30 protein-coding genes are annotated in these 21,620 nt (G+C 50.1%); 4 read left to right on the top strand and 26 right to left on the bottom strand.

The window, feature by feature from the left end; translation table 11 throughout:
* Positions 1–90: 90 nt before the first annotated feature.
* Positions 91–927, bottom strand: coding sequence for a S1 RNA-binding domain-containing protein (locus KGB25_RS12470; RefSeq protein WP_192225978.1), 837 nt, complete (start codon positions 925–927; stop codon positions 91–93).
* A 351-nt stretch (positions 928–1,278) separates the two neighbouring features.
* Between KGB25_RS12470 and KGB25_RS12465 the strand changes: the two genes are divergently transcribed.
* Positions 1,279–1,467, top strand: coding sequence for a hypothetical protein (locus KGB25_RS12465; RefSeq protein WP_028621608.1), 189 nt, complete (start codon positions 1,279–1,281; stop codon positions 1,465–1,467).
* A gap of 275 nt (positions 1,468–1,742) precedes the next feature.
* Entirely contained in the window at positions 1,743–2,612 is an 870-nt protein-coding gene (locus KGB25_RS12460; protein WP_223435076.1) for a DUF6279 family lipoprotein, read from the top strand.
* Between the two features lie 124 nt (positions 2,613–2,736).
* Here the strand turns inward: KGB25_RS12460 and KGB25_RS12455 are convergent, their stop codons facing one another.
* Positions 2,737–3,126, bottom strand: coding sequence for a transcriptional regulator (locus KGB25_RS12455; RefSeq protein WP_223435075.1), 390 nt, complete (start codon positions 3,124–3,126; stop codon positions 2,737–2,739).
* A 177-nt stretch (positions 3,127–3,303) separates the two neighbouring features.
* On the opposite strand from KGB25_RS12455, the gene KGB25_RS12450 reads away from it, so the two are divergent.
* On the top strand, positions 3,304–4,038 hold the full coding sequence (locus tag KGB25_RS12450; RefSeq protein ID WP_223435074.1) for a DUF899 domain-containing protein: 735 nt from the start codon (positions 3,304–3,306) through the stop codon (positions 4,036–4,038).
* Between the two features lie 144 nt (positions 4,039–4,182).
* On the opposite strand, the gene KGB25_RS12445 is transcribed toward KGB25_RS12450, so the two are convergent.
* From KGB25_RS12445 to KGB25_RS12375, 15 genes are all read right to left on the bottom strand, one after another.
* On the bottom strand, positions 4,183–4,602 hold the full coding sequence (locus KGB25_RS12445; RefSeq protein ID WP_008040975.1) for a DUF2846 domain-containing protein: 420 nt from the start codon (positions 4,600–4,602) through the stop codon (positions 4,183–4,185).
* Between the two features lie 8 nt (positions 4,603–4,610).
* The gene (locus KGB25_RS12440) at positions 4,611–5,039 is read right to left on the bottom strand and encodes an Sbal_3080 family lipoprotein (protein WP_223435073.1); all 429 of its coding nucleotides are present in this window, start codon (positions 5,037–5,039) and stop codon (positions 4,611–4,613) included.
* Between the two features lie 223 nt (positions 5,040–5,262).
* Complete coding sequence (locus tag KGB25_RS12435) at positions 5,263–5,823, bottom strand: hypothetical protein (protein WP_223435072.1); 561 nt, start codon at positions 5,821–5,823, stop codon at positions 5,263–5,265.
* Between the two features lie 318 nt (positions 5,824–6,141).
* Positions 6,142–6,360 carry a hypothetical protein gene (locus KGB25_RS12430; protein ID WP_157222780.1) on the bottom strand — a complete coding sequence of 73 codons (219 nt, stop codon included), beginning with the start codon at positions 6,358–6,360 and terminating at the stop codon, positions 6,142–6,144.
* A 152-nt stretch (positions 6,361–6,512) separates the two neighbouring features.
* Positions 6,513–6,749 (bottom strand): deaminase domain-containing protein, encoded by a 237-nt coding sequence (locus tag KGB25_RS30570; protein ID WP_157222781.1) that lies wholly within the window; start codon positions 6,747–6,749, stop codon positions 6,513–6,515.
* On the bottom strand, positions 6,739–7,209 hold the full coding sequence (locus KGB25_RS12420; protein WP_008040980.1) for a hypothetical protein: 471 nt from the start codon (positions 7,207–7,209) through the stop codon (positions 6,739–6,741). The genes KGB25_RS30570 and KGB25_RS12420 overlap by 11 nt, the downstream gene beginning before the upstream one ends.
* 97 nt (positions 7,210–7,306) lie before the next feature.
* Positions 7,307–7,654: a hypothetical protein gene (locus KGB25_RS12415; RefSeq protein WP_223435071.1), complete on the bottom strand. Its 348-nt coding sequence runs from the start codon at positions 7,652–7,654 to the stop codon at positions 7,307–7,309.
* Between the two features lie 90 nt (positions 7,655–7,744).
* Positions 7,745–8,014, bottom strand: coding sequence for a hypothetical protein (locus KGB25_RS12410; protein ID WP_223435070.1), 270 nt, complete (start codon positions 8,012–8,014; stop codon positions 7,745–7,747).
* Between the two features lie 304 nt (positions 8,015–8,318).
* The gene (locus tag KGB25_RS12405; protein WP_157222782.1) at positions 8,319–8,663 is read right to left on the bottom strand and encodes a hypothetical protein; all 345 of its coding nucleotides are present in this window, start codon (positions 8,661–8,663) and stop codon (positions 8,319–8,321) included.
* Between the two features lie 5 nt (positions 8,664–8,668).
* Complete coding sequence (locus KGB25_RS30565; RefSeq protein ID WP_223435090.1) at positions 8,669–8,836, bottom strand: hypothetical protein; 168 nt, start codon at positions 8,834–8,836, stop codon at positions 8,669–8,671.
* Positions 8,837–8,874: 38 nt separating this feature from the next.
* Positions 8,875–9,111 carry a hypothetical protein gene (locus KGB25_RS12395; protein ID WP_032832583.1) on the bottom strand — a complete coding sequence of 79 codons (237 nt, stop codon included), beginning with the start codon at positions 9,109–9,111 and terminating at the stop codon, positions 8,875–8,877.
* 285 nt (positions 9,112–9,396) lie between these two features.
* Entirely contained in the window at positions 9,397–9,867 is a 471-nt protein-coding gene (locus KGB25_RS12390; RefSeq protein WP_223435069.1) for a hypothetical protein, read from the bottom strand.
* 351 nt (positions 9,868–10,218) lie between these two features.
* The gene (locus KGB25_RS12385; RefSeq protein WP_008037447.1) at positions 10,219–10,569 is read right to left on the bottom strand and encodes a hypothetical protein; all 351 of its coding nucleotides are present in this window, start codon (positions 10,567–10,569) and stop codon (positions 10,219–10,221) included.
* Between the two features lies 1 nt (position 10,570).
* Positions 10,571–14,473 (bottom strand): deaminase domain-containing protein, encoded by a 3,903-nt coding sequence (locus tag KGB25_RS12380; protein ID WP_223435068.1) that lies wholly within the window; start codon positions 14,471–14,473, stop codon positions 10,571–10,573.
* A 53-nt stretch (positions 14,474–14,526) separates the two neighbouring features.
* Complete coding sequence (locus KGB25_RS12375) at positions 14,527–14,886, bottom strand: DUF6124 family protein (RefSeq protein ID WP_207286306.1); 360 nt, start codon at positions 14,884–14,886, stop codon at positions 14,527–14,529.
* A 557-nt stretch (positions 14,887–15,443) separates the two neighbouring features.
* Between KGB25_RS12375 and KGB25_RS12370 the strand changes: the two genes are divergently transcribed.
* Positions 15,444–15,947, top strand: a complete 504-nt coding sequence (locus KGB25_RS12370) for a DUF4291 domain-containing protein (protein ID WP_223435067.1) — start codon at positions 15,444–15,446, stop codon at positions 15,945–15,947.
* A 47-nt stretch (positions 15,948–15,994) separates the two neighbouring features.
* Here KGB25_RS12370 and KGB25_RS12365 read toward each other — a convergent pair whose 3' ends face one another.
* From KGB25_RS12365 to KGB25_RS12325, 9 genes are all read right to left on the bottom strand, one after another.
* Positions 15,995–16,486: a hypothetical protein gene (locus tag KGB25_RS12365; RefSeq protein ID WP_223435066.1), complete on the bottom strand. Its 492-nt coding sequence runs from the start codon at positions 16,484–16,486 to the stop codon at positions 15,995–15,997.
* 196 nt (positions 16,487–16,682) lie between these two features.
* Positions 16,683–17,030 carry a hypothetical protein gene (locus KGB25_RS12360; protein ID WP_223435065.1) on the bottom strand — a complete coding sequence of 116 codons (348 nt, stop codon included), beginning with the start codon at positions 17,028–17,030 and terminating at the stop codon, positions 16,683–16,685.
* 10 nt (positions 17,031–17,040) lie between these two features.
* On the bottom strand, positions 17,041–17,424 hold the full coding sequence (locus KGB25_RS12355; protein WP_223435064.1) for a hypothetical protein: 384 nt from the start codon (positions 17,422–17,424) through the stop codon (positions 17,041–17,043).
* A 386-nt stretch (positions 17,425–17,810) separates the two neighbouring features.
* A complete protein-coding gene (locus KGB25_RS12350) occupies positions 17,811–18,326 on the bottom strand; it encodes a hypothetical protein (protein WP_223435063.1) in 516 nt (171 codons plus the stop codon).
* Between the two features lie 186 nt (positions 18,327–18,512).
* Entirely contained in the window at positions 18,513–18,842 is a 330-nt protein-coding gene (locus tag KGB25_RS12345; protein WP_192225951.1) for a hypothetical protein, read from the bottom strand.
* A complete protein-coding gene (locus tag KGB25_RS12340) occupies positions 18,842–19,576 on the bottom strand; it encodes a DNA/RNA non-specific endonuclease (protein ID WP_223435062.1) in 735 nt (244 codons plus the stop codon). Before KGB25_RS12340 ends, KGB25_RS12345 begins: the two co-directional genes overlap by 1 nt.
* 417 nt (positions 19,577–19,993) lie before the next feature.
* Positions 19,994–20,254, bottom strand: coding sequence for a hypothetical protein (locus KGB25_RS12335; RefSeq protein WP_223435061.1), 261 nt, complete (start codon positions 20,252–20,254; stop codon positions 19,994–19,996).
* Positions 20,255–20,369: 115 nt separating this feature from the next.
* The gene (locus tag KGB25_RS12330; protein ID WP_223435060.1) at positions 20,370–20,771 is read right to left on the bottom strand and encodes a DUF6911 family protein; all 402 of its coding nucleotides are present in this window, start codon (positions 20,769–20,771) and stop codon (positions 20,370–20,372) included.
* Positions 20,772–20,973: 202 nt separating this feature from the next.
* Positions 20,974–21,612, bottom strand: a complete 639-nt coding sequence (locus tag KGB25_RS12325; RefSeq protein ID WP_223435059.1) for a hypothetical protein — start codon at positions 21,610–21,612, stop codon at positions 20,974–20,976.
* Positions 21,613–21,620: the final 8 nt, after the last annotated feature.

The raw sequence follows: 21,620 nt of genomic DNA, 5'->3' as shown, positions 1-21,620 counted from the left end.
ATATTTATGCTGTCGATTATTAACCAGATGGCCAGAAAAAGTAGCCTGTGGGAGACCTTCAAGTCACCACGGACGCCATCTTGCGCGACGTCACTTCAGTTCAATGCGATCGGCATGAATGACGATCTGGCCATTCTTGTACAACGCGCCGATGGCCTTCTTGAAGTTGCCCTTGCTGACACCGAACATGCTGGTGATCACCGCCGGATCGCTCTTGTCGCTCACCGGCAGCGCGCCGTTGTTGTCGCGCAACTTGGCGAGGATCTTCGAGTTCAGGCTGGTGGCGGCTTCTTCGCCCACTGGTTGCAGGCTCAGGCTGATCTTGCCGTCGGCACGGACTTCTTTGATGAAGCCCTTCTCTTCTTTACCGGCGCGCATGAACTTGAAGATTTCGTTCTTGTGGATCAAGCCCCAGTGCTTGTTGTTGATGATTGCCTTGAAGCCCATATCGGTGGCTTCGGCAACCAGCAGATCAACTTCCTGGCCAGGGGTGTAGTTGGCCGGGGTCTTGTCCAGGTAACGGTCCAGACGCGCGGTCGCGGTGATACGACGGGTGTGCTTGTCGAGGTAGACATGCACCACGACATATTCGCCCGCGGTCATCTGACGCTTTTCTTCGGAAAACGGCAGCAACAGATCCTTCGGCAAGCCCCAATCCAGGAAGACGCCGATGCTGTTGACTTCAACGACTTTCAAACTGGCGAATTCACCGACCTGAACTTTCGGCTTTTCGGTAGTTGCGATGAGTTTGTCATCGCTGTCCAGATAAACAAAAACGTTGAGCCAGTCTTCATCTTCGCTGGGAATATCTTTGGGAATATAACGATTAGGCAGAAGGATTTCGCCGTCCGCACCACCGTCCAGATATAAACCGAAGTTAGTGTGTTTAACCACTTGCAAACTGTTGTAACGCCCGACTAAAGCCATTTCCAATACCCTCATTGCGTGGGCGGCATTCTACCCGTTTTTGCAGGCCGCGTTCGGCGCCCGGCCCGGTGGCGCGAGAAAATCCTCTGGGGGCCTTAATTTTCCTGGGGTTTGACAGGCGGGTCTGGCCGCTCGTCAGGCCGACCTGTCGATTCATCGCCCTTCCAGCCAGGTAAAAATCCATTCTTCCCTACCGATGTTCTTATTTAAAACAGCAGCTTAGGGACATAACTCGAATAATAACTTGCGATTAATGGCGCTTTTGTGATGTGTATTTCAGGGGGATATTTGCCAAGCAATTGTCAAGTATTTCCTGTACGATGCGTGGCCAAGTTAATTTTCTACAGGTTAATGGCCGCCATGCGCGTAAAAGCATCCACCAGCAAAGCAAAGCCAGCTCCAGCCGTTGAAACCAGCGAATCGATCAACAATCAGATTGCTGCGTTCCTCAAATCCGGCGGCGAGATCCAGCAAATTGCCAAAGGCGTCAGCGGCCAGACGTTCGGCCCGTCCAAGCAGATTACCTTGGGCAAAAAATAACACCCGCGTTACCTGGTCCCTAAGCGCTTTGAGCTTCGAAGCGCTTGGACTGGAACCCTCCCCGCAACACCCCGCCAAACCCCATCAATATTTCAAAAATCGACGAACGGCCCTCGATGCCGAGCATTCGCCGGTAGCTCCGCCTATTCCGGGCACAACAGTCAGTGCAATGGCCTGGTCACCTTAAAGGCTGAACGCGCGTTTTATTGATTGGCTGAACTGGCAGGCTCATCCTGCGATCACATGAGAACCTACGCTTTCGCAAGGACTCGCCCATGTCGCGCTGGTTGAAGTGTCTCGCCGTCGTCATCACCCTCAGTCTTGCCCTCGGTGCCTGCAGCCGCATGGGCCTGGCCTATCGCAACCTCGACGTGATCATCCCGTGGACGCTCAGCGATTACCTGGACATGAACGGCGAGCAGAAAGGCTGGTTCAACGAGCGCCTCAAGGAACACCTGAGCTGGCACTGCACCACGCAACTGCCAGGCTATCTCGACTGGCTGGACCGTTTGCAGGTGATGGTCGAAACCAATCAGGTCACCGACGCCGCGCTGCAATCCCGCACCCAGGAAGCCAAACAAGCCATCGCCCAGACCGCCCGGGAAATCACCCCGTCAGCCATCGAGTTGTTGCAGGGGCTGGACGACAAACAAGTCGCGGAAATGAACGAAGCCTTTGCCAAGGACCAGCGCAAACGCCAGCAGGACTACGTAAAACCGTCGCTCGTTCAGCAGATCAAGGAACGTAGCGAGCGCATGGAAAAACGTCTGGATGGCTGGATCGGACCGCTGAGCCCGACCCAGCAACAACGGGTCGTAGCCTGGTCAAATGCGTTGGGCGACCAGAACACGCAATGGATTGCCAACCGCGTGCATTGGCAGAAACAGTTCAGTGCGGCGGTTGCGCAGCGTCAGAGTCCAGGATTCCCACAGCGCATCGAGACGCTTCTGGTGAATCGCGAGAGCTTATGGACAGCCGATTACCGCAAGGCCTACGCCAACACCGAAGCTCAGGCACGAAGCCTGTTTGTGGATTTGATGGCCGAAAGCACACCGGCTCAACGCCAGCGGCTGCTGAAAAAAATCGAAGGGGTGCGCATAGACTTCAACGACTTGAAGTGCCTTAAGGCAGCACAACAGAGCTAAGAACAACACAAAAACAATGTGGGAGCGAGCCTGCTCGCGATGGCGGTGTTTCAGACAACATCGATGTCGACTGACACACCGCCATCGCGAGCAGGCTCACTCCCACATTGGTAATCGAAGTTCTTCAGGCAATCTGCGCGTGGGACGCCACCTCATCAAACGTCACCTCTTCCAGGGCATCGTCCTGCTCATCCAGCACCTGCCGCGGATGATCATTGCCTGGAATGCTGCTGTCGATCAGGCTCAACAACCTCGAACCCCGCATCGTCAGCCTGTAATTCGAACCGGTTCCACCCTGCTCTTCAGGTCGAGGCTCGATGTAGCCACGCGCCAACAGTAACTTTTCATACTCGCCGGCCACCGCTTTCAGGTGATCCAGGTTCTCAGGCTCTTCGCCCTCCGTGGCTTTCTCCGCCGCGTACTGCTCGGCATAGGGCCGTGGCGTGAAGCTGGGTGCTGCGTTCTGCACTTCGTGCAGCAGGCGTTCAATCAAATCCCAGTTATAAGTCGTCATCCTGTCCAACCTCCAAAACCTGTGAGTGTGATGGCCTTCATAGCTTGTGACCGACAGCGCTCGCCGCCGTTCAGCGCAGTTCTTTAACGGCGCTGACCGGCGGTATGTCGAATTTGGCATAGGTCAAACGACAAGGTTGTGTCAGTCACCGCCCAGCATTGCGCAGGAGAAAGCCCGATGAACGTTCAGAACCATCCGGTCGTGTCGCGAGAAGAATGGCTCACCGCCCGCAAACAACACCTGGCCCACGAAAAAGCCTTCACCCGGGAACGGGACAAACTCAGCGCCGAACGCCGCGCCCTGCCCTGGGTGAAAATCGACAAGGACTATCACTTCCAGGGCCCCAATGGTGAATTGAAGCTGGCCGACCTGTTCGGCGGTCGCAGCCAACTGGTCATCTACCACTTCATGTTTGCCGACGGCTGGGACGAAGGCTGCCCTGGTTGCTCATTCCTGTCCGACCACATCGACGGCGCCAACCAGCATCTGGCGCATCACGACGTGGCGGTGGTGGCGGTTTCCCACGCACCGTTCGCCGAATTCCAGGCGTTCAAGCGACGCATGGGCTGGAAATTCGATTGGGTGTCGTCAGAAGGTTGCGACTTCAACTACGACTTTGGCGTCTCGGCCCGAGCTGAAGATGTTGCTGCTGGAAAGGCCACCTACAACTACGAAAAAACTGACGGCGCCGAAGAAGAACTCCCAGGTCTCAGCGTGTTTTATCGCAACGAAGCAGGCGAGATTTTTCACACCTATTCAACTTATGCCCGTGGCCTGGACATGCTGGTCGGCGCCTATAACTACCTCGACCTGACGCCCAAGGGGCGCAACGAAGAGCAGATCATGGAATGGGTACGGCATCACGACAGGTATGAAGACAAGGTGAATTCGAGCTGCTGCCATGGGGGGTAGACCACACCTTCGCGAACCAGCTTGCTCCCTCAGCGGTCAGGGCCGGACACAATGTCCGCGAACACCGCAATTCCTGTAGGAGCAAGCTTGCTCGCGATGACTCACTTACAATCAACGCCGATACAACTGACACACCGCTATCGGCTACTTCACAGGTATATACGAATACCCCTTCACCATGGCTTTCCCGTCCTTGGCATCCCGCACCCGAACCATCTCCGCCGCGTACTCCTGCGTGTATTCAACGAAGTACTCTTTACCTGGCTCGACCGAGAGGGTCAGAAATACGTTTCGGGGATGCGGACGCGGCCCGGCCGATACCTTGTGCAGGCCCGGACTCACCAACACCCAGGAATAGGTCTTGTCATTAAGCCCCACCACCGCACTGTCATTGATGCTGAACACGCTGTCATAAAAGCTGCCTTGAATGACCTGGGTCCGCATCATGTAAACCAACGCCTTGCCCTGAGGTGGCGCCGGTGGCTCGAAATAAGGCTGGCTGGAGCTAGTGTGACCGCAGCCGGCCAACAACAGCATGAGCAACAACGCCGGAATACTTTTCATTGCTGCGCTCATTTGTTTTGCCCCAGTAACTGGTTGATCACCGACCCCATCTTTTCCTCGACCGACGCCACTTGGGACGGATCAAAACCGCCCTCGCCCGTCAGGTGGTATTGCCCGAAACCGATCTGCTGATCGCCCTTGAAGAGCCGGACATTGGCATCGGACAAGTACGGGGAAAAGTCCCAGGAACGAATAGCGGTGTAAGTCAGGCGATACTCACAACTGTCCGGAATGGGCGTCGCGTAAAGCCGACTGTCGATGTTGTGCTTGCGCAACAGCGTCTGCAGGCCATCGACGAAATCGCCCACCACCACTTTCGGGTTCTCTTCGATGCAGAGTTGGGAGATTTTGTATTGAGGAGCGACCGGCTCGACTTTGATGTTGGTACAACCGGCCAATACCAGTAGAAGGCTTGCCGTGATGGCTCTGGACAGCATATTCGGTCCCTGAATCCAGAATGATGGCGCAATGATGCCGCATACTAGATCAGCAGAATTTCGGGGTCAATTTACGTCGTTTGACGCGGAGCAGATCGCGGTAGGCTCGCGTTTAGGTCCCAGGAGAACGGCACTGTTCTCAGCAAAAACGGCGCCGCCAATGAAAACGGGCGACCTTTTGGGTCGCCCGTTTTTTATCGCGTGAGCAATAGATGAATCCCTTTCACACCGCAGGTACGCTCGCCACGGGAATACGTTGATCAGGCTGGGTGACATCGTAAACATGCTGTTCGCAATCGGAGCCAATAAACTGGAACTCAACCAGGTAAACCTTGGCTCTTTCCGGGATGAAGGAACTTTGCAGCGGACCGCAGCTATACAAGCCGCTTGCCACCCTGCTATTCGAATATCCCGACACCTGAAACGCCTTATCGGCATCGGCCTGTGCTTCCAACTGCGGGAAGCGTTTGACCGTGGCACTGTTGGCCACTTCGTTGAGTTTGGCTATCCAGCCGAACACCTTGCCCTGGCCCGAATCCACTACAGTTCCAAGCAACTCCATTCGCTGGTCAGGATCGGCGGCACGCTTGACTGAAAACTGTACAGGATGGGTGCTGCCTGTAGCTTTCATGATGACCTTGGCGTGCTGGGCATCTACGGTCACCGTGTTCTGGCGCAGTTGAATGCCGTCTTTCAGCAGGCTGGGGGAAGAGTCCCTGACGTTGGAATGGCAGCCGGTCAATGCGACAGCCAGGGTCAGTGGTAGCAGTGTGATTTTCTTCACGACGTATAGATTTCCTTATAAACGCGTATCTTTTGACTGATAAGAGGACTTACACCAAGGAAAAAATGGGGACAGACCACGTTTTCCACCTGAAAAATTTAATGTTTGCTCGGTTTCCCGGCATCAAGATACCTGCTCTGCGAGGCATACGGCGAGCTCTTTCATACAAGTCAATCCGAAAGCTTAGTCAACCTAAGTAAAATATAACTCCTTTCTATTTTCTATCATTTCGGCCAATCAAAATATGCTTTAGAAAATGTGGCCTATCCTAATTATACTTGGCATCACAAAAAATGTGACCCGCCCCGTTATCTCTTTCTAATTTAAAAATTTACCGATCACAAAATCCATCTCTGACTTAATCTGCTTCAGTTTTTCCTCACTTCCCCCAGCCTCTATTAAATCTTTAACTGTGCATTTTCGATAAACATCGGACAAAACCTCCAGCATATCCTGTGCGTACAGACTATCCTTTGACAACTCAAGACCACGACGGGCGCCTTCGACATATATAGCAGTTTGAAGAATCGCGTTCATGCCAGGAGAGTCAACCCGATGTATACTTTCCGTTTCATCCTGAACATACGCAAACGCCTGCTCAGGCCGAAACCTCTTGTTTACAATAGCATCACTGTAAAGTCTCCGGACCAAGGAAGCCACATCATCAAACTCAAGACAACCCTTCACTTTTAATCCTCCACTGTAAATATACTAAATTGAAGTTTCGGATATCTATCGCAAAATCGCCTGATCATATCAGCACAGCTAGGACACACAGATTTTTCCGATATTAAATTTATTGTCCCCACAGCATTCTGATTACTTCTTTCTAACCTCTGAGCGATAGCTTCAAGGAAAAATGGGGACAGACCACGTTTTCTATACAGGAAATGTAGTCTGTCCCCGTTAGCCCCTCTAACCTTCAACCCGACTTCCCTCAGGTAAAAAGAAATGGGCCGTTAACCAACAGGTAGCCATTGATGCGGCGAACAGCACCAGTAATTCAACAACATAGTCCGAATACTGAGCCCCCTTGATGTTTTGCACCACATTTGAAATAAACAAAAACACCCACGACGCGGCTACACAACTTCCAAAAAAGGAAACAACCATGCAATTACGAAGTGTCTTCTTTACTTTAATTAATACAATCACCAATGCGTAACCCAGAAACGGCAGGAAGAAAGCCAACTGTATGAGAAGCGGGGTCAAAAACGGCATCAACAGCAATTCAGCCCCCCTAACCGAACCCAGCAATTTTGGATTACTCACCAACTCGGTGAGCACTGTTACTGTTCTGATAATTCCAGCAATGAATCCAAGCATTAGCGGACAAAGAAAAAAAGCCAGGAAAACTTTACGACGAGGATAAATAATTTCACTCATGGCGCACTACCTTGGATTTTAGAGCACCCCAGTAATTTGCAACCAAACTCCACCCGAGACGTGTAGAAAATGTGGTCTGCCCCCGTTATCTTATTTTCTATTTATTAAAGGTTTTTGTAGAAATACTGCCACACTCCAAATTTACCAAATAGTCAACTCCATTCCAATTAGCCGCAACCAAGCCCTCATCCTTAACACGAAAAATCACGACGTAGGGTTTGTCCGTCTCGGTCCCATGAGGACTTTCTGCAATTTGCCAAAGAACTTTTCCACTTCTTGCTATCGCAAATACATTTCTATTAAAAATAACACCAATCGCTGGTTCAACCCTAACCGCAAGAAAATCACCACACTCCACAACTTCACCAACCGCACAGGGAAGATCAACCAACTGTCCAGCAATGAAAAGTCTCCCATCCTCAACGCGAAACTCAACCGTACTCATTGACTAAGCCTCACTGGAGGGAATTGGGGGGCAGACCACGTTTGCTATACAGGGAACGTAGTCTGTCCCCGTTATCTCGCATTATCCCAGCTAACAAGAGACGTTCAAACCGCAAGTAGAGATAAAATCACTCATAGCTAAATCAAGAGAACTACTCCCTCCTGCGGAAAGAACATCATGCAAGGTGACAATACCTTTCTCAAAATCTAGAGCAACGTCAAAGCAATTAAACTCGAACTCCCTTAGCAGAACGCCCTCTGAGCGCATCCGTTCATCAAAGGCATCTTTCAAAATAGAACGAACGCTATCGTCCAACTCTTGATCGACAAATCTCTCTATTAGTGTGCCGCCACTGCTCATAACCATTCCTAACTATCGGAAAAATGAGGACAAAAAAAATGGGGACAGACCACGTTCCCACCTGAAAAATTTAATGTTTGCTCGGTCTCCCGGCATCAGGACACGTGCTCTGCGAGACATATGGTGAGTACTTTCATACAAATAAAATCGAAAGCTTAGCCAAACCAATAAAAACAAAACCCCTTTCTATGCCTCATCATTTCGGCTAATAAAAATACGCCTCAGAAAATGTGATCTGTCTCCTTCTTATAATCTTTCCCTCAGCAGTTACAACCGGAGAAATACCTTTTGCACCAAAGCCTGCTTACTCTTCATAGCGAGAGTCTTCTCGCATAAGCCGTAAAACCTCAGACCAGTTCCACAACACCCCTGGAATGTGACTCTCTGGAACTAACTTCCCTCGCTCACTCTCAGGAAAACCATCCATTGCTGTTTTGCAATGGCGATAGAACAGATTGAAACACTCACCTGAGACCTTATCTAAAATGATAAAGCTCTGTGCCTGCTCATCTAGCGCTTCGTATATTGTTCTCATACAGCTTTCTTGGTTTTTAGTGAAAAACTTCCTTGTGCCTTCAACAATACAATCAAAAACACCACCTGACGCCCCCCAACCCGACTTGTCATTTATCGATATATACATACCCATAATTTTCACCGCAGAATTAATATTTTATCTTGCTGTTCCGAGGTTAGCAATTTTATCCAGCCGTTAACCATACCCTGATTTCCGGGTGTAAGATTCCTATAATCAATTGGAACGATATCCGCCTTATCCAAATGGGGAAAATGGGGAAAATGGGGACAGACCACGTTTTCCATACAGGAAATGTGGTCTGTCCCCGTTATCCCTTCTTTCGTCAAGAAGCCCACTGAGTTCTCTCGGGAAAATCACCACTTCTCATAAGACGAATTAGCTTCATAGCAGCTCTTTGAGACCATTCTCCTTCCATATCGAGAGGGCACTCTTTCAACACATGAATAGTTCCATCCTTCTTCCCAAGCCGGATTACTCCAATCTCAAGACCCCTACCGAACGCGTATTCAACATACTCTTCAGTTTCTGCAACTTTATCCATTTCAATATAAAATGCCATATAACCTCTCTCAGCTCCCTAGTGGACTCGGGTACCGAACCTGTGTTTTGTCATGCGAAACACCATAGTCAACTTTAAAAATGCCTTCAAATCTAGCTTCAAAATACTCATGCTTAAACAACTGGACGTCTTCTGCCTTGTAGGTTCCTTTTTGGAATCTAGACCATGCGTCAGCGATACCTGCATCCGGATCAAAACGCCCTACACTTCCATCACGCATTATAGAAAAATGGGGACAGACCACGTTTTCTATACAGGAAATGTGGTCTGCCCCCGTTAGCCCCTCTAACCTTCAACCTGACTTCCCTCAGGTAAAAAGAAATGGGCCGTTAACCAACAGGTAGCCATTGATGCGGCGAACAGCACCAGTAATTCAATAACATAGTCCGAATACTGAGCCCCCTTGATGTTTTGCACCACATTTGAAATAAACAAAAACACCCACGACGCGGCTACACAACTTCCAAAAAAGGAAACAACCATGCAATTACGAAGTGTCTTCTTGACTTTAATTAATACAATCACCAATGCGTAACCCAGAAACGGCAGGAAGAAAGCCAACTGTATGAGAAGCGGGGTCAAAAACGGCATCAACAGCAATTCAGCCCCCCTCACCGAACCCAGCAATTTTGGATTACTCACCAACTCGGTGAGCACTGTTACTGCTCTGATAATTCCAGCAATGAATCCAAGTATTAGCGGACAAAGAAAAAAAGCCAGGAAAACTTTACGACGAGGATAAATAACTTCACTCATGGCGCACAACTTTGTGCTCTTAGAGTACCCCAGTAACTTACAACCAAACTCCACCCGAGACGTGTAGAAAATGTGGTCTGCCCCATTTTACCCATTTTTTTTCAATGACCCAACCAACTCTACTGCCCCATCGGCACCAACTCCAATGAATCCTTTCGACGTGCCTACCGCAAAATCATCGAATGTTATTTCACTTTTGCTCAGGGTGGCAGCGTATCAAAGGTAAACGTTAACGCCTCTTCGACAACAGGACCTCCGACAGCTCGATAGCCAGTCGCTGGCACAGCAGCTCCTTGCGGTGTAACGTAAAAGTCAGCACCTCCCGTAGCCGCGAAACTACCTTTTACACCGTCAAATTAGTTTTAAGACTCTAAGATCATGCCGAAACAACTCTGCTTCGGCTGCAGGCACGCCCGCTAAAATATTGTCAATACCATTTCTCATGATTTGCTCGACGATCAGTTGACGCGCGCTCGAATACCAATTTTGATTCCATCCACCCGATAAAATCAGAAGGACTACTCGCCACATAAAGTCCTCCACCGGACGCTCGAAAGAATTTTCAAATTGATAATCGACATACCCCATGATCTGTTCATGAGGCCACCCCTTCATCACAGCATGATCTCGACACCCCTCGTAATAGCAGTCCAAAGCCCACGCTTTCAGGGTTTCATAAGTCAAACGCTCTTCGTGTAGCATCTTAAAGTCCTTTTTTAGTCGGACGAATCACACCGCCATTATCGAACACATTGACAGTAATATTGGGGTACTTGGCTCTGAATAGCTCAATAACATTTGAACAACTTGCACAGGGCGCCCGCTCCGTTAGTAGATTAATACTCCCCTTCACCGAAGTGTTGTCTCCCAGTTGCGCGGCGATATTGTTCAAAATTTTCGCCTCCGAATCTACTGCCCTGTTCAGCATCTGTGGGGGATTACTCGCCGTCGGTACAACCGAGCTTGGAAACGTCTCAGAGACCTCGCCAACAAACCCCACTGCTTGCTGCTCCGCATTTGGTATGCCAATACGGCTGGACGCTGCCATTGTCGGCTGAATCCCCGAAATGTCGATCTGTGCAACGCCCACATTACCACTAGTTTTAGCACTGCCTGTCAGCATGGCACGCAAGTCTGCAACCTGCTGAGTCAATGCTGTCTGCGTGTCAACCGACACCAAGCCTTTTGCGCCACCTGCAAAATAATCCGGAGGCAAATCACAAGGCCCAGTGTTGTGTACCCAGGTCTTGAGCTCGCCAACGTAGAACGTATGTCCCACATCGACCGTCAGATTGTATGTTTTGCCCTCGGGCAGGTACAGCTCAAGCGATTCGACTTCGGACGAGGTGTTTTCGGTGTCGCCATCAGCCAGTGACTGCAGCAAGTCACCCGGTTTCAGATCGATGACGGGAATGAAGTCACGTTTGGCCGGTACATAGAAGGGGTGACTCGGCGTAACCAGCAGGGTTTCGCTTTCCGCTGCGTCGGCGCCACGAACACTTTTGAGCTTGAGGCGGTAGATCGGCTGATCAGAACGCTGATGCGTTGCCAGAATGGCAGCAGCGAACGGCTTGCCCCCTTTCTCAGGCTTGCTCCAGACAACATCTCCCACCTTGAGCGACTCAATAACGCGGTCGCCTTGCGGTGTAGAAACTTTCGTACCCGCAGCAAAGCAGCAAGGCCCCTTCGTTACTGGCGTTCCCGCTGCGCCTTTTACACCACCATTTTTGACGGAAGCCTGCTCTGCCAGGCTGTCTATTACCTCATCCAGTTTTTTCCCAATAGCCTCGGCGGCCTTTTCCGAAAGCTTGCCACCGGCCTTCGCCGCACTCCCCGCGCCAGAGACGGCGAGAAGCGTCCGAATGGCCAGCAATGTGGTTTGAGCGGTATGAACATCCTGTCCGTAGATGGCGTTCAGCTTGTTGGTAAGTTGCTCATCGAGGCCGACGGCTGCCCCCTCCCCAATCGCATGACCACTTTCCACGAATCCGTCCACCACGCTTTGAGGTAGCTCCTTGGCGCCTTCCCACAACCCACCCAGCACAACATTGGGATGCTCGGTGGCCAGTTTTACGAGATCCACAGCGCCATTTTTTATCTCAATGCCAGAATCCTTCAGTTCTTTGAGCAAACCTGTACTCAGTTCACGACTCACGCCGCTTTGAACGAACTGCTGATAGAACTTCGGATCAGCTGTATCCGCAAACATTTCTGGCCGGAACAGCTGTTGCCCTTTTGCGGTGAACAGCGCTTGTTGTCCGCCGAGGTCATTGGTGAATGTCTGCCCGGAACTGCTCAAGAAGGCTTGCGCTGCACTGTCGTCGCCATCAGTCAAGATGGATCGCCACAGGAAGTCGACATCCTTGAGTGCTTGCTGGCTCAAACGTTTCGTGGCTGCGTCTTCACTGATGCCATTTTTCTCGGCAAACTCTTTGGCATGCGCCTTGATCCAGTCTTGCTCATCGGCGTGAAGCTGACGGTTGTACAGGGTTCCGTTCTGTGCGACCCACGAACCGATTTGCAGCTTGTTGTTATCGGCATCTGGGTCTTGAACAGCGGTTGCCAGCACTCCAATCAGTTGCGAGTTCATGGCCAACAGTCGATCCCTGTCCTCCTTAGACATGCCGGCATAGGCAGAGGCCAACTTACCGACCAAGGCTTCGTTGACTCCTGCCGCTAGCGCCCCAGTCTTGAAATCACCGCCCGCAGCGAGAGAGGCCAGGCCGCCCATCACCGCATGCAAGCCGATTTTGGCGAGGCCTCCTTCGGGCAAGTCGTTCTGCAGGCCGATATCACCCACCAAATTGAAACCATAGGCAGCAAACGCATTCACCAGACTGCTTTGCAAGGCGTCACTCAGGCTGCCCTCGCGCCCCAATGCTTTATTGAGCAGCGCAGAGGTAGTGTTTTGCAGGGCCTGATTCGCGGTGAACTGGGCTATACCTCCCAGGCTGCTCAGTCCGCCTGAATTGTTAACCACGACTTTGCCCGTGTTAGCCAAAACCCCTTTGGTCGAATCGGTCAACGCGGTGCCGGGTTCTGTAGTGGTGTTGGTCCAATCTTTGAACACACCGGCTGAGAGACCCGCCACGGCCCCGGCAACGATGTAATTTTTCATGCTGTCGGCGCTGAAGGTTTCTTTGAACGCGGCGCCAAGATTGCCTTTATTGTTGATGGTGCTGACTGCGGCTGTACTGGCAGCAGAGGTCATCATTGCTGTCAGAGCAGCGTTAGCCCAGCCAACGGCGACAGCGTCCGCCGTTGCGGTCGCTGCAGCACCCGCTGCGAATGCACTGCTCGCCCCTGCGTTCGCAGCAGAAGCCACCAAACTAGATGCCGCACCGGCCGTGAAGTAGCTGACAATGATGACGATAATGATCATCGCCGGACCACCTAGCCCGGAATGACTTTCATCCCAGCTGTCATGCAGCTCTTTGACCTGGCGCCAATCCACATCGCCGCGCGCTTCAACGTCTTTGAGCCAGGCCATGCTCGGGTCAGCCTGGACCATGGCGTCGATCACTTGGCTGACCGTTTGTTGGTCGATGTCTTTGATATCGATGTGTAACCCATCGACTGCTTTGATGAGCGTCCGGCCTTTGGCAGTCAATTGGCTCTGGCGCAGTGTTTCGTCAACCTGGCCTTTGTTTTCCATGCTGGTCCACGCCCAGCTATTGCTGCTCTTTTCGTGGCTTTCCTGATGTGAGTCCTTCACCGCCTCAAACGTGATGCTCCCACCACTGTCCAGCGTAATGTCCTTACCACTCTCAAGCTTGGCCACCTGATACAACTGGTCCCCACCACTCTCCAGCGTCAGGTTCCCTCCGCTGGTGATGTGACTGCCGACATATTTCACATCCGTCACTTCATCACGCTTGGTTTTCTTCGCCCCAAACGCGCCTTTGGCCGTCATGTCATACAGCGTGTAATCCCTGTTTTCCGCGGCGAGCACGTTGAGGTTGTTGCCGGCGTAAACGTAGGCCTCGTCGCCTGCTGTCAGGTTACTGGCCCGCAGCGTTACATCCCCTGCGGCTTTGACCGACAGGTTCCCCCCCGCACTAAACTCGCTGGCCACCTGACGAGTCTGGTCATCGATCTCATGAACCTTTTTGTTGCCCTTCTTGTAGCGGCTCTCAAGGTTGTGTTCGTCCTCGGCCGAGATCAGGTTGATGTCGCCGTCGGCGCTGGCGTTCAGGTCCTTTCCGGCACTGGCCTTGCTGGCCACGGCGTTGAGGTCGCGGCCGGCGTGCAGGGTCAGGTTGCCCGCTGCGGTTACGCTGGAGCCCAACTGGGTGAGGGTTTCTTCGGTGCGCAGGCCGCGACGCAGGGCGTCGCGGGTGACGGTGCGGTCTTCCACTGCGAGCAGGTTGATGTCGTTGCCGGCGGTCAACGTGGCATCGCCGCCGCTGCTGATCTGGCCTTTGCTGGTCAGGTTGTTCGCCGCGTTGATCGTCAGTTTTGACCCGGCGCTGATGCTGCTGCCGGCATCGAGTTGCGTGGCGCTGCCGGCGCCGATGTTGAATGCCGTGGCGGTGCGGTCTCGTAAAGGGTGCGAACGACGCTCCCTGCCTCCAATTACTTCAATTGCAGTAATCGAACCATTCAAAAGAAGATCGTTTCTGTGGCAAGGGGCGGTCCCCTTGCCACAGTGGCCCGGACCTACTCAGTTGGGTCTATCTGATCCAACATCCGATTAGCCGTGATCTCCGCCAGCATGATGCTGTTGGAGATGCCCAGCAGGGCATTACGCGCTCCACCATCGAGAAGGTCCACCAAGTGATGGACCATCACATCGACCGAGGCCAGCGTCTCAACCAAAAAAACCGCCAGGGTTTCGGTCGTGACCTCTGGATCCACAGTAAATAGGGTGCTGGGTGTACGCGGGGTAGCTTTAATGTCGGCAGCCGACGGAAAGTGATAATCGAGAGCCCGCTCGGCGGCCTCGTTGAGTTTGTTTGAATCGGGTTCGTACGGGGATGCCGGATCGGTATCTGGCGGATTCGGTGTAGGCTTTATCATTTGCTGAGTTATCCGAATGATTCGCCAACTCTCTCCGCTGCTAAACGAAGAGGGTGGCAGCTGCACGCAGGTTAGCAGACCGGGAAACTCAGCAATCCGGCGCGCCCGAGGGCGCCCTGCGTACAGCTACCATCAAATACAGGTAATGAAATACCTGCAGACAGATGCACGCACAGCCAAGTTATCGCGAGCTGCTAAACCCGACCACTGATGGGCAGTGGCAGGGAAACAGTAGAGTTCAGGGTCAAGGCGCACAAGCCGGCGGATTCTGGCGTACCCGTAGGCAACGGCGCAAGGTCTTGTAGCTTTCAGGACGTAACACTGAGCACTTTTAAACAAGCATCATTTCACGACCAAATGGAAGAACGAGATAACACACAAAACCCACGTCGATTTTTGAGTTTGAATGATCCACCTACGGCGCAGCCCCTCATATACCACTCAGCCAACGCAACTAACCACTAGAAGAGACTTGTTTCATCCAGTCCTCCCCAAGCCGAACCAAAATATTCATAATATGGGAAAATGGGACAGACCACGTTTTCTATACAGAAAACGTGGTCTGTCCCCGTTACCCCTTGTCCCCGTTACCCCTACTCCGTGGCACCTTCGCTTCGCCACCGTTCAAGATGGAGCGTATGACTTGGATAAAACCATCATTTTTATGGATGATGTACCGATCCGGCTGGGGTTTGAAGGACGTAGGTCAATCCCGAATTTTGGCGATTGATATTTCACGAGAAGGCTTCGAGTGGGCTCTAGCCCATAGCTGCCCCAGTCATCCCGATGCATTAATGAGCAAAGAAGAATGGCTCCAAGTAAAGGAGCGAGCACCGGTCCGAATCCAGTGGGATCCAGAACGAGACTTGTACCTCAAACCGCAAACACATCGTGCCATTCAGATCGGCCTAAGCAAACAAGCCGTTGAGCTTTACATAAATGAATGGATAAAGAACATAACTGACGTAACATCATTGGCGCACAATCTTCACGACTTAGTCCTTGACAACAACATCGAAAAGGCACTAGCAATGCTTCCACTCGAAAAACATACCATCTAACAACAAACAATATAACAGTCTCAAACCAAACCCTAACTAAAAACTGATTACATAGAGGCTAGCAATCGGCCTGCAAGTTCGGACATAACAGGATTTTCTGCCTGAGCCAAAATTCGCAGCTTTTCCTTAGCACTATCCGTACCTACATCATGCAACGCATGTATACACTTAACACCCAAAGAATACTCAGAACCTATATATGGATGATCAGCCAGCGCAGCTTTAAATAAGTAATCAACAGCACCAGGATATTTGAGCGATTGCAATGCACTGGCAATATCTTCATGGCAAACATGCCAATCTTCAATTAACAGACGACTCAAAATATCTGGACACCCCATCAAAAAGCCAAATATAAAACCAATAATCAGCAAACACTCCACGCTATCAGCGTCTTTAATTGCAAGCGCAGCTTCTAACTCCTGACACACGTAACCTTCCGGAATATCGCTTCCAACGAAAACTAACTCAATAAATTTTTCCTTTGAAACTCTTTCAAACATAAGATCAAACACCAACCTTTGCTGCTCACAATTCATCGCTCAATCTCCGAAAACGACCTTATATAATAATTAAAAATATCTAACACCACTCCTTTACCTAGACCAATATTAATTTGGGGAAAATGGGGACAGACCACGTTTTCTATACAGAAAATGTGGTCCGCCCCGGTTACCCCTACCGAGGTACCAGTGGCTTTTGCTCCAATCAGGCAGCAGGATTAAATGATCGCAGCTACGTTTTACGCAACGTCCACCATCGGCAGCTCAAATCAGGTTCAAATATAACTCTGGCCTCTGAAATTGAATCACAAATATCAAAGACAACACGGACTCCCGCTTCTGAACTATCCCGCACAATCTCGATAGACTTCACGTTTTCTGACGAAATGATAGCGAGTTCCTGCATGGCGAACTTCAATATAACCTGAAACGACCCCATAACCGCGCTAAAAGAACAATCCAATTCAAGATCGCTATTTCTTGACTTCACTTTATAACGACACAAGGCCAAACTTTGGTCGACCTCAACAGGTTCGATACCAAACGCCTCCAAAAAATCATTTTCGTTAGGAAACTCCATTACTGCATCCTCAGTGAAGCGGTATGACCGTACTCAGTTTATGAGTTCCGTCATCAAGAATCTGGAACGTGCTCTGAAAGTTAGCAGCTTTGCCCGACGGCCCCACGAATAATGACTCTTTAACCTCGAATTTTCCATACTGGTTTGAGAACGTGTTTATCACATTACCTTCAGTTTTAGCCGAAAGCGCCAAGTGATCCGATAGCATCTGGCGACCAGCGGCATTGGTGATGTTCTCGATCGGGTATTGCGTCACCTCGATCGGAATCGGCGCCTGATTGGCGAGTGGCTGCCCGGCATAGTTGGCGTTCCAGGCGTTGGTCGCGGCCTCGGTGCCCCGGCAGGCACTCTTGCTGACGTTACTCAGGAAGGGATAAAAAGAGACAGACCTCAACTTTATTAATAAAAATGTGGACTACTATCGATACATCCGCCTCAAAAAATGTGGTCTGCCCCGTTATTGAAATTCTTTAATACCCGTACCACTGCCTTCAACTTTAAATATTTGAGTATTGCCTGATGAACTGGCTTTTGCAGGTACAGATGTAACCGTAGCGCCATCCATAATGAACGATTGCTTAATATCGTCTATCGTTCCCCCAAAATACTAGAGGGCTGGTCCACAAGATTACGCGGTATTCCCGCCTGTGTGGCTAAGTCTTCTCGCAGCCCATATCGGGCGATAGCTGAAGTCGCAGGTATCTCATCAGCAACTCCTGCTACCCCTTTTGCACCTATTTATTTTTATGGGCTTATGAAAACGTGGTCTGCCCACTATTTTTATCGAAGGGACCAGTCATGTATTGATATAAACTTGATAACTTGTTCTGGCGCATCTTCCAAGGAAGCTCTGTAGTCTGTAACAAAACTAATCCCTGTCAATATGCTTCCACTTTTTCTTAGAAGAAAGTCATCATCCGCATCATTAAACAAAACATCAAACTCCCTTTCTAAGCTCCGGAGATCATCCCCCACGCTGACACTATTAAATTTTCCACGATACCCTTCACCTACGGCAATCCTATAAAGCCTTCCGCTATTTTCGAAGTACAGCGAGACCACCTCATTCATAAATCGATATGAAAATAAAAGCTCATTGCCAAAACCGATCTTTCTCTTAATTCCGACCCAAGAGTTATTCTGAAGGAGAATGTCACGAACAGGTACTTCCGGACCGTACCACTCAACCGCCCCAACTTTTTCGCTAACATTGGAAAACGATTCACCTAAAGAGAATCCTGCTGCTGACATACCTGGAACAAGGTCAGAGTACAAATCAGGGAATAAATTTCTCATAGATCACTTCCACCCCTTCCACTCACCGCCCTCATATTTCAGACGATTTCCTTGGGCATCATAGTATTGTTGATAACGCGGAGGAAATGTGGTCTGTCCCCGTTATCTCGCCTAGAGGGTGCAAAAACACCAGTGCAAAAGCTGCGCCATATTAAGCATGCTTTTGTAAGCCTACTTATAAATTTTTCAAGGATAAATAAAGTCTATACTTATTTTAACCTTAACCAAATCCAAGACCACCTCACAGCCATTCCAAACAGGCAGCCCCCCTGTAAGTTTATTCTCTACATACCAACTGCGCAGCTCCGTTAAAAGATCTAAAATATCTGTATTTGCTCGTCCACCTGCCGTAAACCAGGCAACATCACCTTGTTCATCAACATAGTCATACTCATACTCACAGCTATCCAGCTCTTGGGATAACTGTGCACGCATTATAACTTTACAGGCTCCTTCGGGAGCAACCTCAAACAAAATAACCCCAATATCATTGTAAATATCATCATCGCTACGCATCAATTTCCACCCGGTGAGTTTTTAAATACAATCTCTTTTGGACGAGCGCCACCTATTGAATACTCCACATTAAAGCTATCTGGCCGAACATTTATTCCAGAATACACGGGCTCAATTTTCACACTAACTTGTTTACCTTCTTTAAGTGCGGACGCCCATGTATTTTCCATAGACTTCCAAGTACCTTTATTCAAATTACCATTCATGGGAAGGAGGTTCAACCTCTCTCCTGGCCCATTGAATATACTAGCAATTAAGTGTCCGCCTTCATCCCCACTGACGCCACACTTGCCTGCCACACATTGCTGATATTTATTCCGATCATTTTTAGTCAATGAAAGACTTGACTCGACCTTCTCAACACGTCCCAAACCATCTGTTTGATAGGTCTTGTTTCCATCCACTTTATAAATCGTATTTGGCTCAGGCTTACTGAGATCTTTGGACCATGCTCCCTTGCCACCAGAGCTTACTTCGACCTCTCGTAAAGTCTGGCTTGCGCCTTTTACACCATCAACTACAACCGCACCGTCCTTCTTAACCCCCGAAACCAGAACCGAAGCCCCAGTCCCCTCCAGGTACTTCCCTGCCCCCTTGAGCAACGCGATTTCCAGCGCGGCCTTAGCTGCCTCTGTCCCATAGTCGCGAAGCGGGTTCACCTCACCAGGGTAGGTAGCACTGTCAAAAGACGCGAGAACCCTACTTCCTTGGGTGTAATCGTAGGGGGCAAACAATTGCCCCGTGGCCTGCCATCCATCAACAAAGGAAGCTGCGCCACCCAACCCCGAAAACGCAGGTATAGCGCAACCAACTCCGCTCACACAAGCCGGCGTAGTGAGTATCGCACCACCGAACCCGGCAGCGGCTCCTATCGCTCCAAGTACCGCCCGGCTGGCCCGCGCTGACTGTTTGAGATCCTTATCATTGAGCAGCAGGTCGTCATTGACCTGATCCCATTTCGAATATTCGTCAAAGGCACCGGTGGCGAACAGCGCATTCTGAGCATCCTTGAATCCTTTCCCAGCAGTTTCAAGCGCTTTTATCTCCTTTTAGTCCCGGTCATCCACCGGTACCGAGGCGGCGCAATGAACCAAAGCACATGCAGCCGCTTTGAGTTCATAAACCTTCTCTGGCGACTTTTTTGTAACTTCTCAAGCGCAATGGTTTCTTTTTGATGAAGCTGACGTGCCACCGGCCTGCACGGTGCCGACATGGGTCGTGTTGTTGCCGGGCATGATGGTGTTGGTGATGTTCTCGATCGGGTATTGCGTCACCTCGATCGGAATCGGCGCCTGATTGGCGAGGGGCTGCCCGGCGTAGCTGGCGTTCCAGGCGTTGGTCGCGGCCTCGGTGACCCGGTAGGTACTCTTGCTGACGTCACTCAGGAAGGGATAAAAAGAGATAGACCTCAACTTTATTAATAAAGATGTGGACGGTCCCCGATATATCCGCCTCAGAAAATGTGATCTGTCCCCGTTATCTCAACGATCTGACCTGGCCCTTTTGCACCCTACATTCTTTTTTACTTTAAGCATTCAACACTGCAAAGCTTACATCACCGGACCTCAAAAATTCTTGAAAACAAGAAATAACGACATCTATATTTCTTGTGACAAAACTCGCCGGATAGTAATCGCCCAGAACATCAACCAATTTTGCTCCAGTCGACGTATTATTAAGAGTACGCACAACATGCTCACCATCATCAAGGTATTGGTTCAGCATCAGAATATAATTTCCAGAATCAGCATAAAGATTGATTTCGTAAGGTCCGACTTCAGGTGCCGGGGAAATAGACAACGAAGCGACGCCGTCGACTTTACTATATTCACATATAATGGACCTTACATCTTCCATGGTCGGCTGATCAATGAGAGGGATTTGCGATCTGCCATGCTCAGGACTAAGGGTATACCCTCCGATGATCATCTATTTTTTCTCCTTAATAGACTTCATACCTGACTCCCAGTAATAGTTTTTCGGGGAAAATTGGAAAGATTTATTTTCTGGCCACCGCATAAAACTAAAAAAAATCAAAAATAAATCCGTCCCCTTTTCTCATATTGCTAGTCGCGCCTTTCGCACCTTTTCTTCCGAAGCCGACCTGATCCCTGCCTCCCGCTTACTGGCGTCAACCCTGTACTGTTGGTCTGAAATCATCAATCGTCTTGTTTTTTTCTTTCAACAGAGACATGACAAACTCAGGATCAAAATCCATCAACAATTCGATAGCATCATAAATCTTCCAACGATGTATTTCTGGATGATCAATTATCGAAACAAGATGCTGTTCAATAGGAGGTACATACTCCAGATATCTTTCTCGCTTCACGAAAGCAAAAGCATCGGTTATTTCAAAAGGTTTACTACCCGCCAACGCTATGATTTTCGACAAGAGTGAGTAGACTTGGGTTCTCGCCACCTCTCTTCCCCCCCTGTCAGCCATATTGGCAAAATACATGGTCACTGCCATAAGTATCTGACGATAAGTATCATCGTATCCATGCAGCCTATGAGAATAGATGCCTTCGATAATTTCAGGTCTTTCCATGCTCTTCTCCAAGGCAATCAGGCCTTCATGGACCCCCCAACTGGTCAATAATTTCGCAGCTAGGAAGCGCACCACATCATTATCTGCGTGAAGAAGCAAACCCATCACAGCATCCATTCTTTCCTGCGGAATATCCTCCGGATCCAAGTCTCCTGCATCAGCAGCATAATCTGCATGTTCCGGAATACTATTAAGCAGGTCGTTTGTTTTCCGATCCATGATAAATA

It is taken from the genome of Pseudomonas sp. BF-RE-21 (assembly GCF_019947305.1).
Classification (GTDB): domain Bacteria; phylum Pseudomonadota; class Gammaproteobacteria; order Pseudomonadales; family Pseudomonadaceae; genus Aquipseudomonas; species Aquipseudomonas migulae.
The sequence above is the reverse complement of the archived record's forward strand: the minus strand, read 5'-3'. Positions and strand labels throughout refer to the sequence as shown.

Excerpts from the sequence above, each read along its gene's own strand:
- KGB25_RS12375 (WP_207286306.1), bottom strand. The coding sequence starts at position 14,886 with ATGATAAAGCCTACACCGAATCCGCCAGATACCGATCCGGCATCCCCG.
- KGB25_RS12420 (WP_008040980.1), bottom strand. The coding sequence starts at position 7,209 with ATGAGTGAAATTATTTATCCTCGTCGTAAAGTTTTCCTGGCTTTTTTT.
- KGB25_RS12360 (WP_223435065.1), bottom strand. The coding sequence starts at position 17,030 with ATGGAGTTTCCTAACGAAAATGATTTTTTGGAGGCGTTTGGTATCGAA.
- KGB25_RS12395 (WP_032832583.1), bottom strand. The coding sequence starts at position 9,111 with ATGGCATTTTATATTGAAATGGATAAAGTTGCAGAAACTGAAGAGTAT.
- KGB25_RS12365 (WP_223435066.1), bottom strand. The coding sequence starts at position 16,486 with ATGAATTGTGAGCAGCAAAGGTTGGTGTTTGATCTTATGTTTGAAAGA.
- KGB25_RS12430 (WP_157222780.1), bottom strand. The coding sequence starts at position 6,360 with ATGAACGCGATTCTTCAAACTGCTATATATGTCGAAGGCGCCCGTCGT.
- KGB25_RS12460 (WP_223435076.1), top strand. The coding sequence starts at position 1,743 with ATGTCGCGCTGGTTGAAGTGTCTCGCCGTCGTCATCACCCTCAGTCTT.
- KGB25_RS12440 (WP_223435073.1), bottom strand. The coding sequence starts at position 5,039 with ATGCTGTCCAGAGCCATCACGGCAAGCCTTCTACTGGTATTGGCCGGT.
- KGB25_RS12325 (WP_223435059.1), bottom strand. The coding sequence starts at position 21,612 with ATGGATCGGAAAACAAACGACCTGCTTAATAGTATTCCGGAACATGCA.
- KGB25_RS12415 (WP_223435071.1), bottom strand. The coding sequence starts at position 7,654 with ATGAGTACGGTTGAGTTTCGCGTTGAGGATGGGAGACTTTTCATTGCT.
- KGB25_RS12445 (WP_008040975.1), bottom strand. The coding sequence starts at position 4,602 with ATGAAAAGTATTCCGGCGTTGTTGCTCATGCTGTTGTTGGCCGGCTGC.
- KGB25_RS12410 (WP_223435070.1), bottom strand. The coding sequence starts at position 8,014 with ATGAGCAGTGGCGGCACACTAATAGAGAGATTTGTCGATCAAGAGTTG.
- KGB25_RS12390 (WP_223435069.1), bottom strand. The coding sequence starts at position 9,867 with ATGAGTGAAGTTATTTATCCTCGTCGTAAAGTTTTCCTGGCTTTTTTT.
- KGB25_RS12470 (WP_192225978.1), bottom strand. The coding sequence starts at position 927 with ATGGCTTTAGTCGGGCGTTACAACAGTTTGCAAGTGGTTAAACACACT.
- KGB25_RS12465 (WP_028621608.1), top strand. The coding sequence starts at position 1,279 with ATGGCCGCCATGCGCGTAAAAGCATCCACCAGCAAAGCAAAGCCAGCT.
- KGB25_RS12450 (WP_223435074.1), top strand. The coding sequence starts at position 3,304 with ATGAACGTTCAGAACCATCCGGTCGTGTCGCGAGAAGAATGGCTCACC.
- KGB25_RS12385 (WP_008037447.1), bottom strand. The coding sequence starts at position 10,569 with ATGCTACACGAAGAGCGTTTGACTTATGAAACCCTGAAAGCGTGGGCT.
- KGB25_RS12345 (WP_192225951.1), bottom strand. The coding sequence starts at position 18,842 with ATGCGTAGCGATGATGATATTTACAATGATATTGGGGTTATTTTGTTT.
- KGB25_RS12455 (WP_223435075.1), bottom strand. The coding sequence starts at position 3,126 with ATGACGACTTATAACTGGGATTTGATTGAACGCCTGCTGCACGAAGTG.
- KGB25_RS12405 (WP_157222782.1), bottom strand. The coding sequence starts at position 8,663 with ATGGGTATGTATATATCGATAAATGACAAGTCGGGTTGGGGGGCGTCA.
- KGB25_RS30565 (WP_223435090.1), bottom strand. The coding sequence starts at position 8,836 with ATGGAAAACGTGGTCTGTCCCCATTTTCCCCATTTTCCCCATTTGGAT.
- KGB25_RS12330 (WP_223435060.1), bottom strand. The coding sequence starts at position 20,771 with ATGATCATCGGAGGGTATACCCTTAGTCCTGAGCATGGCAGATCGCAA.
- KGB25_RS12350 (WP_223435063.1), bottom strand. The coding sequence starts at position 18,326 with ATGAGAAATTTATTCCCTGATTTGTACTCTGACCTTGTTCCAGGTATG.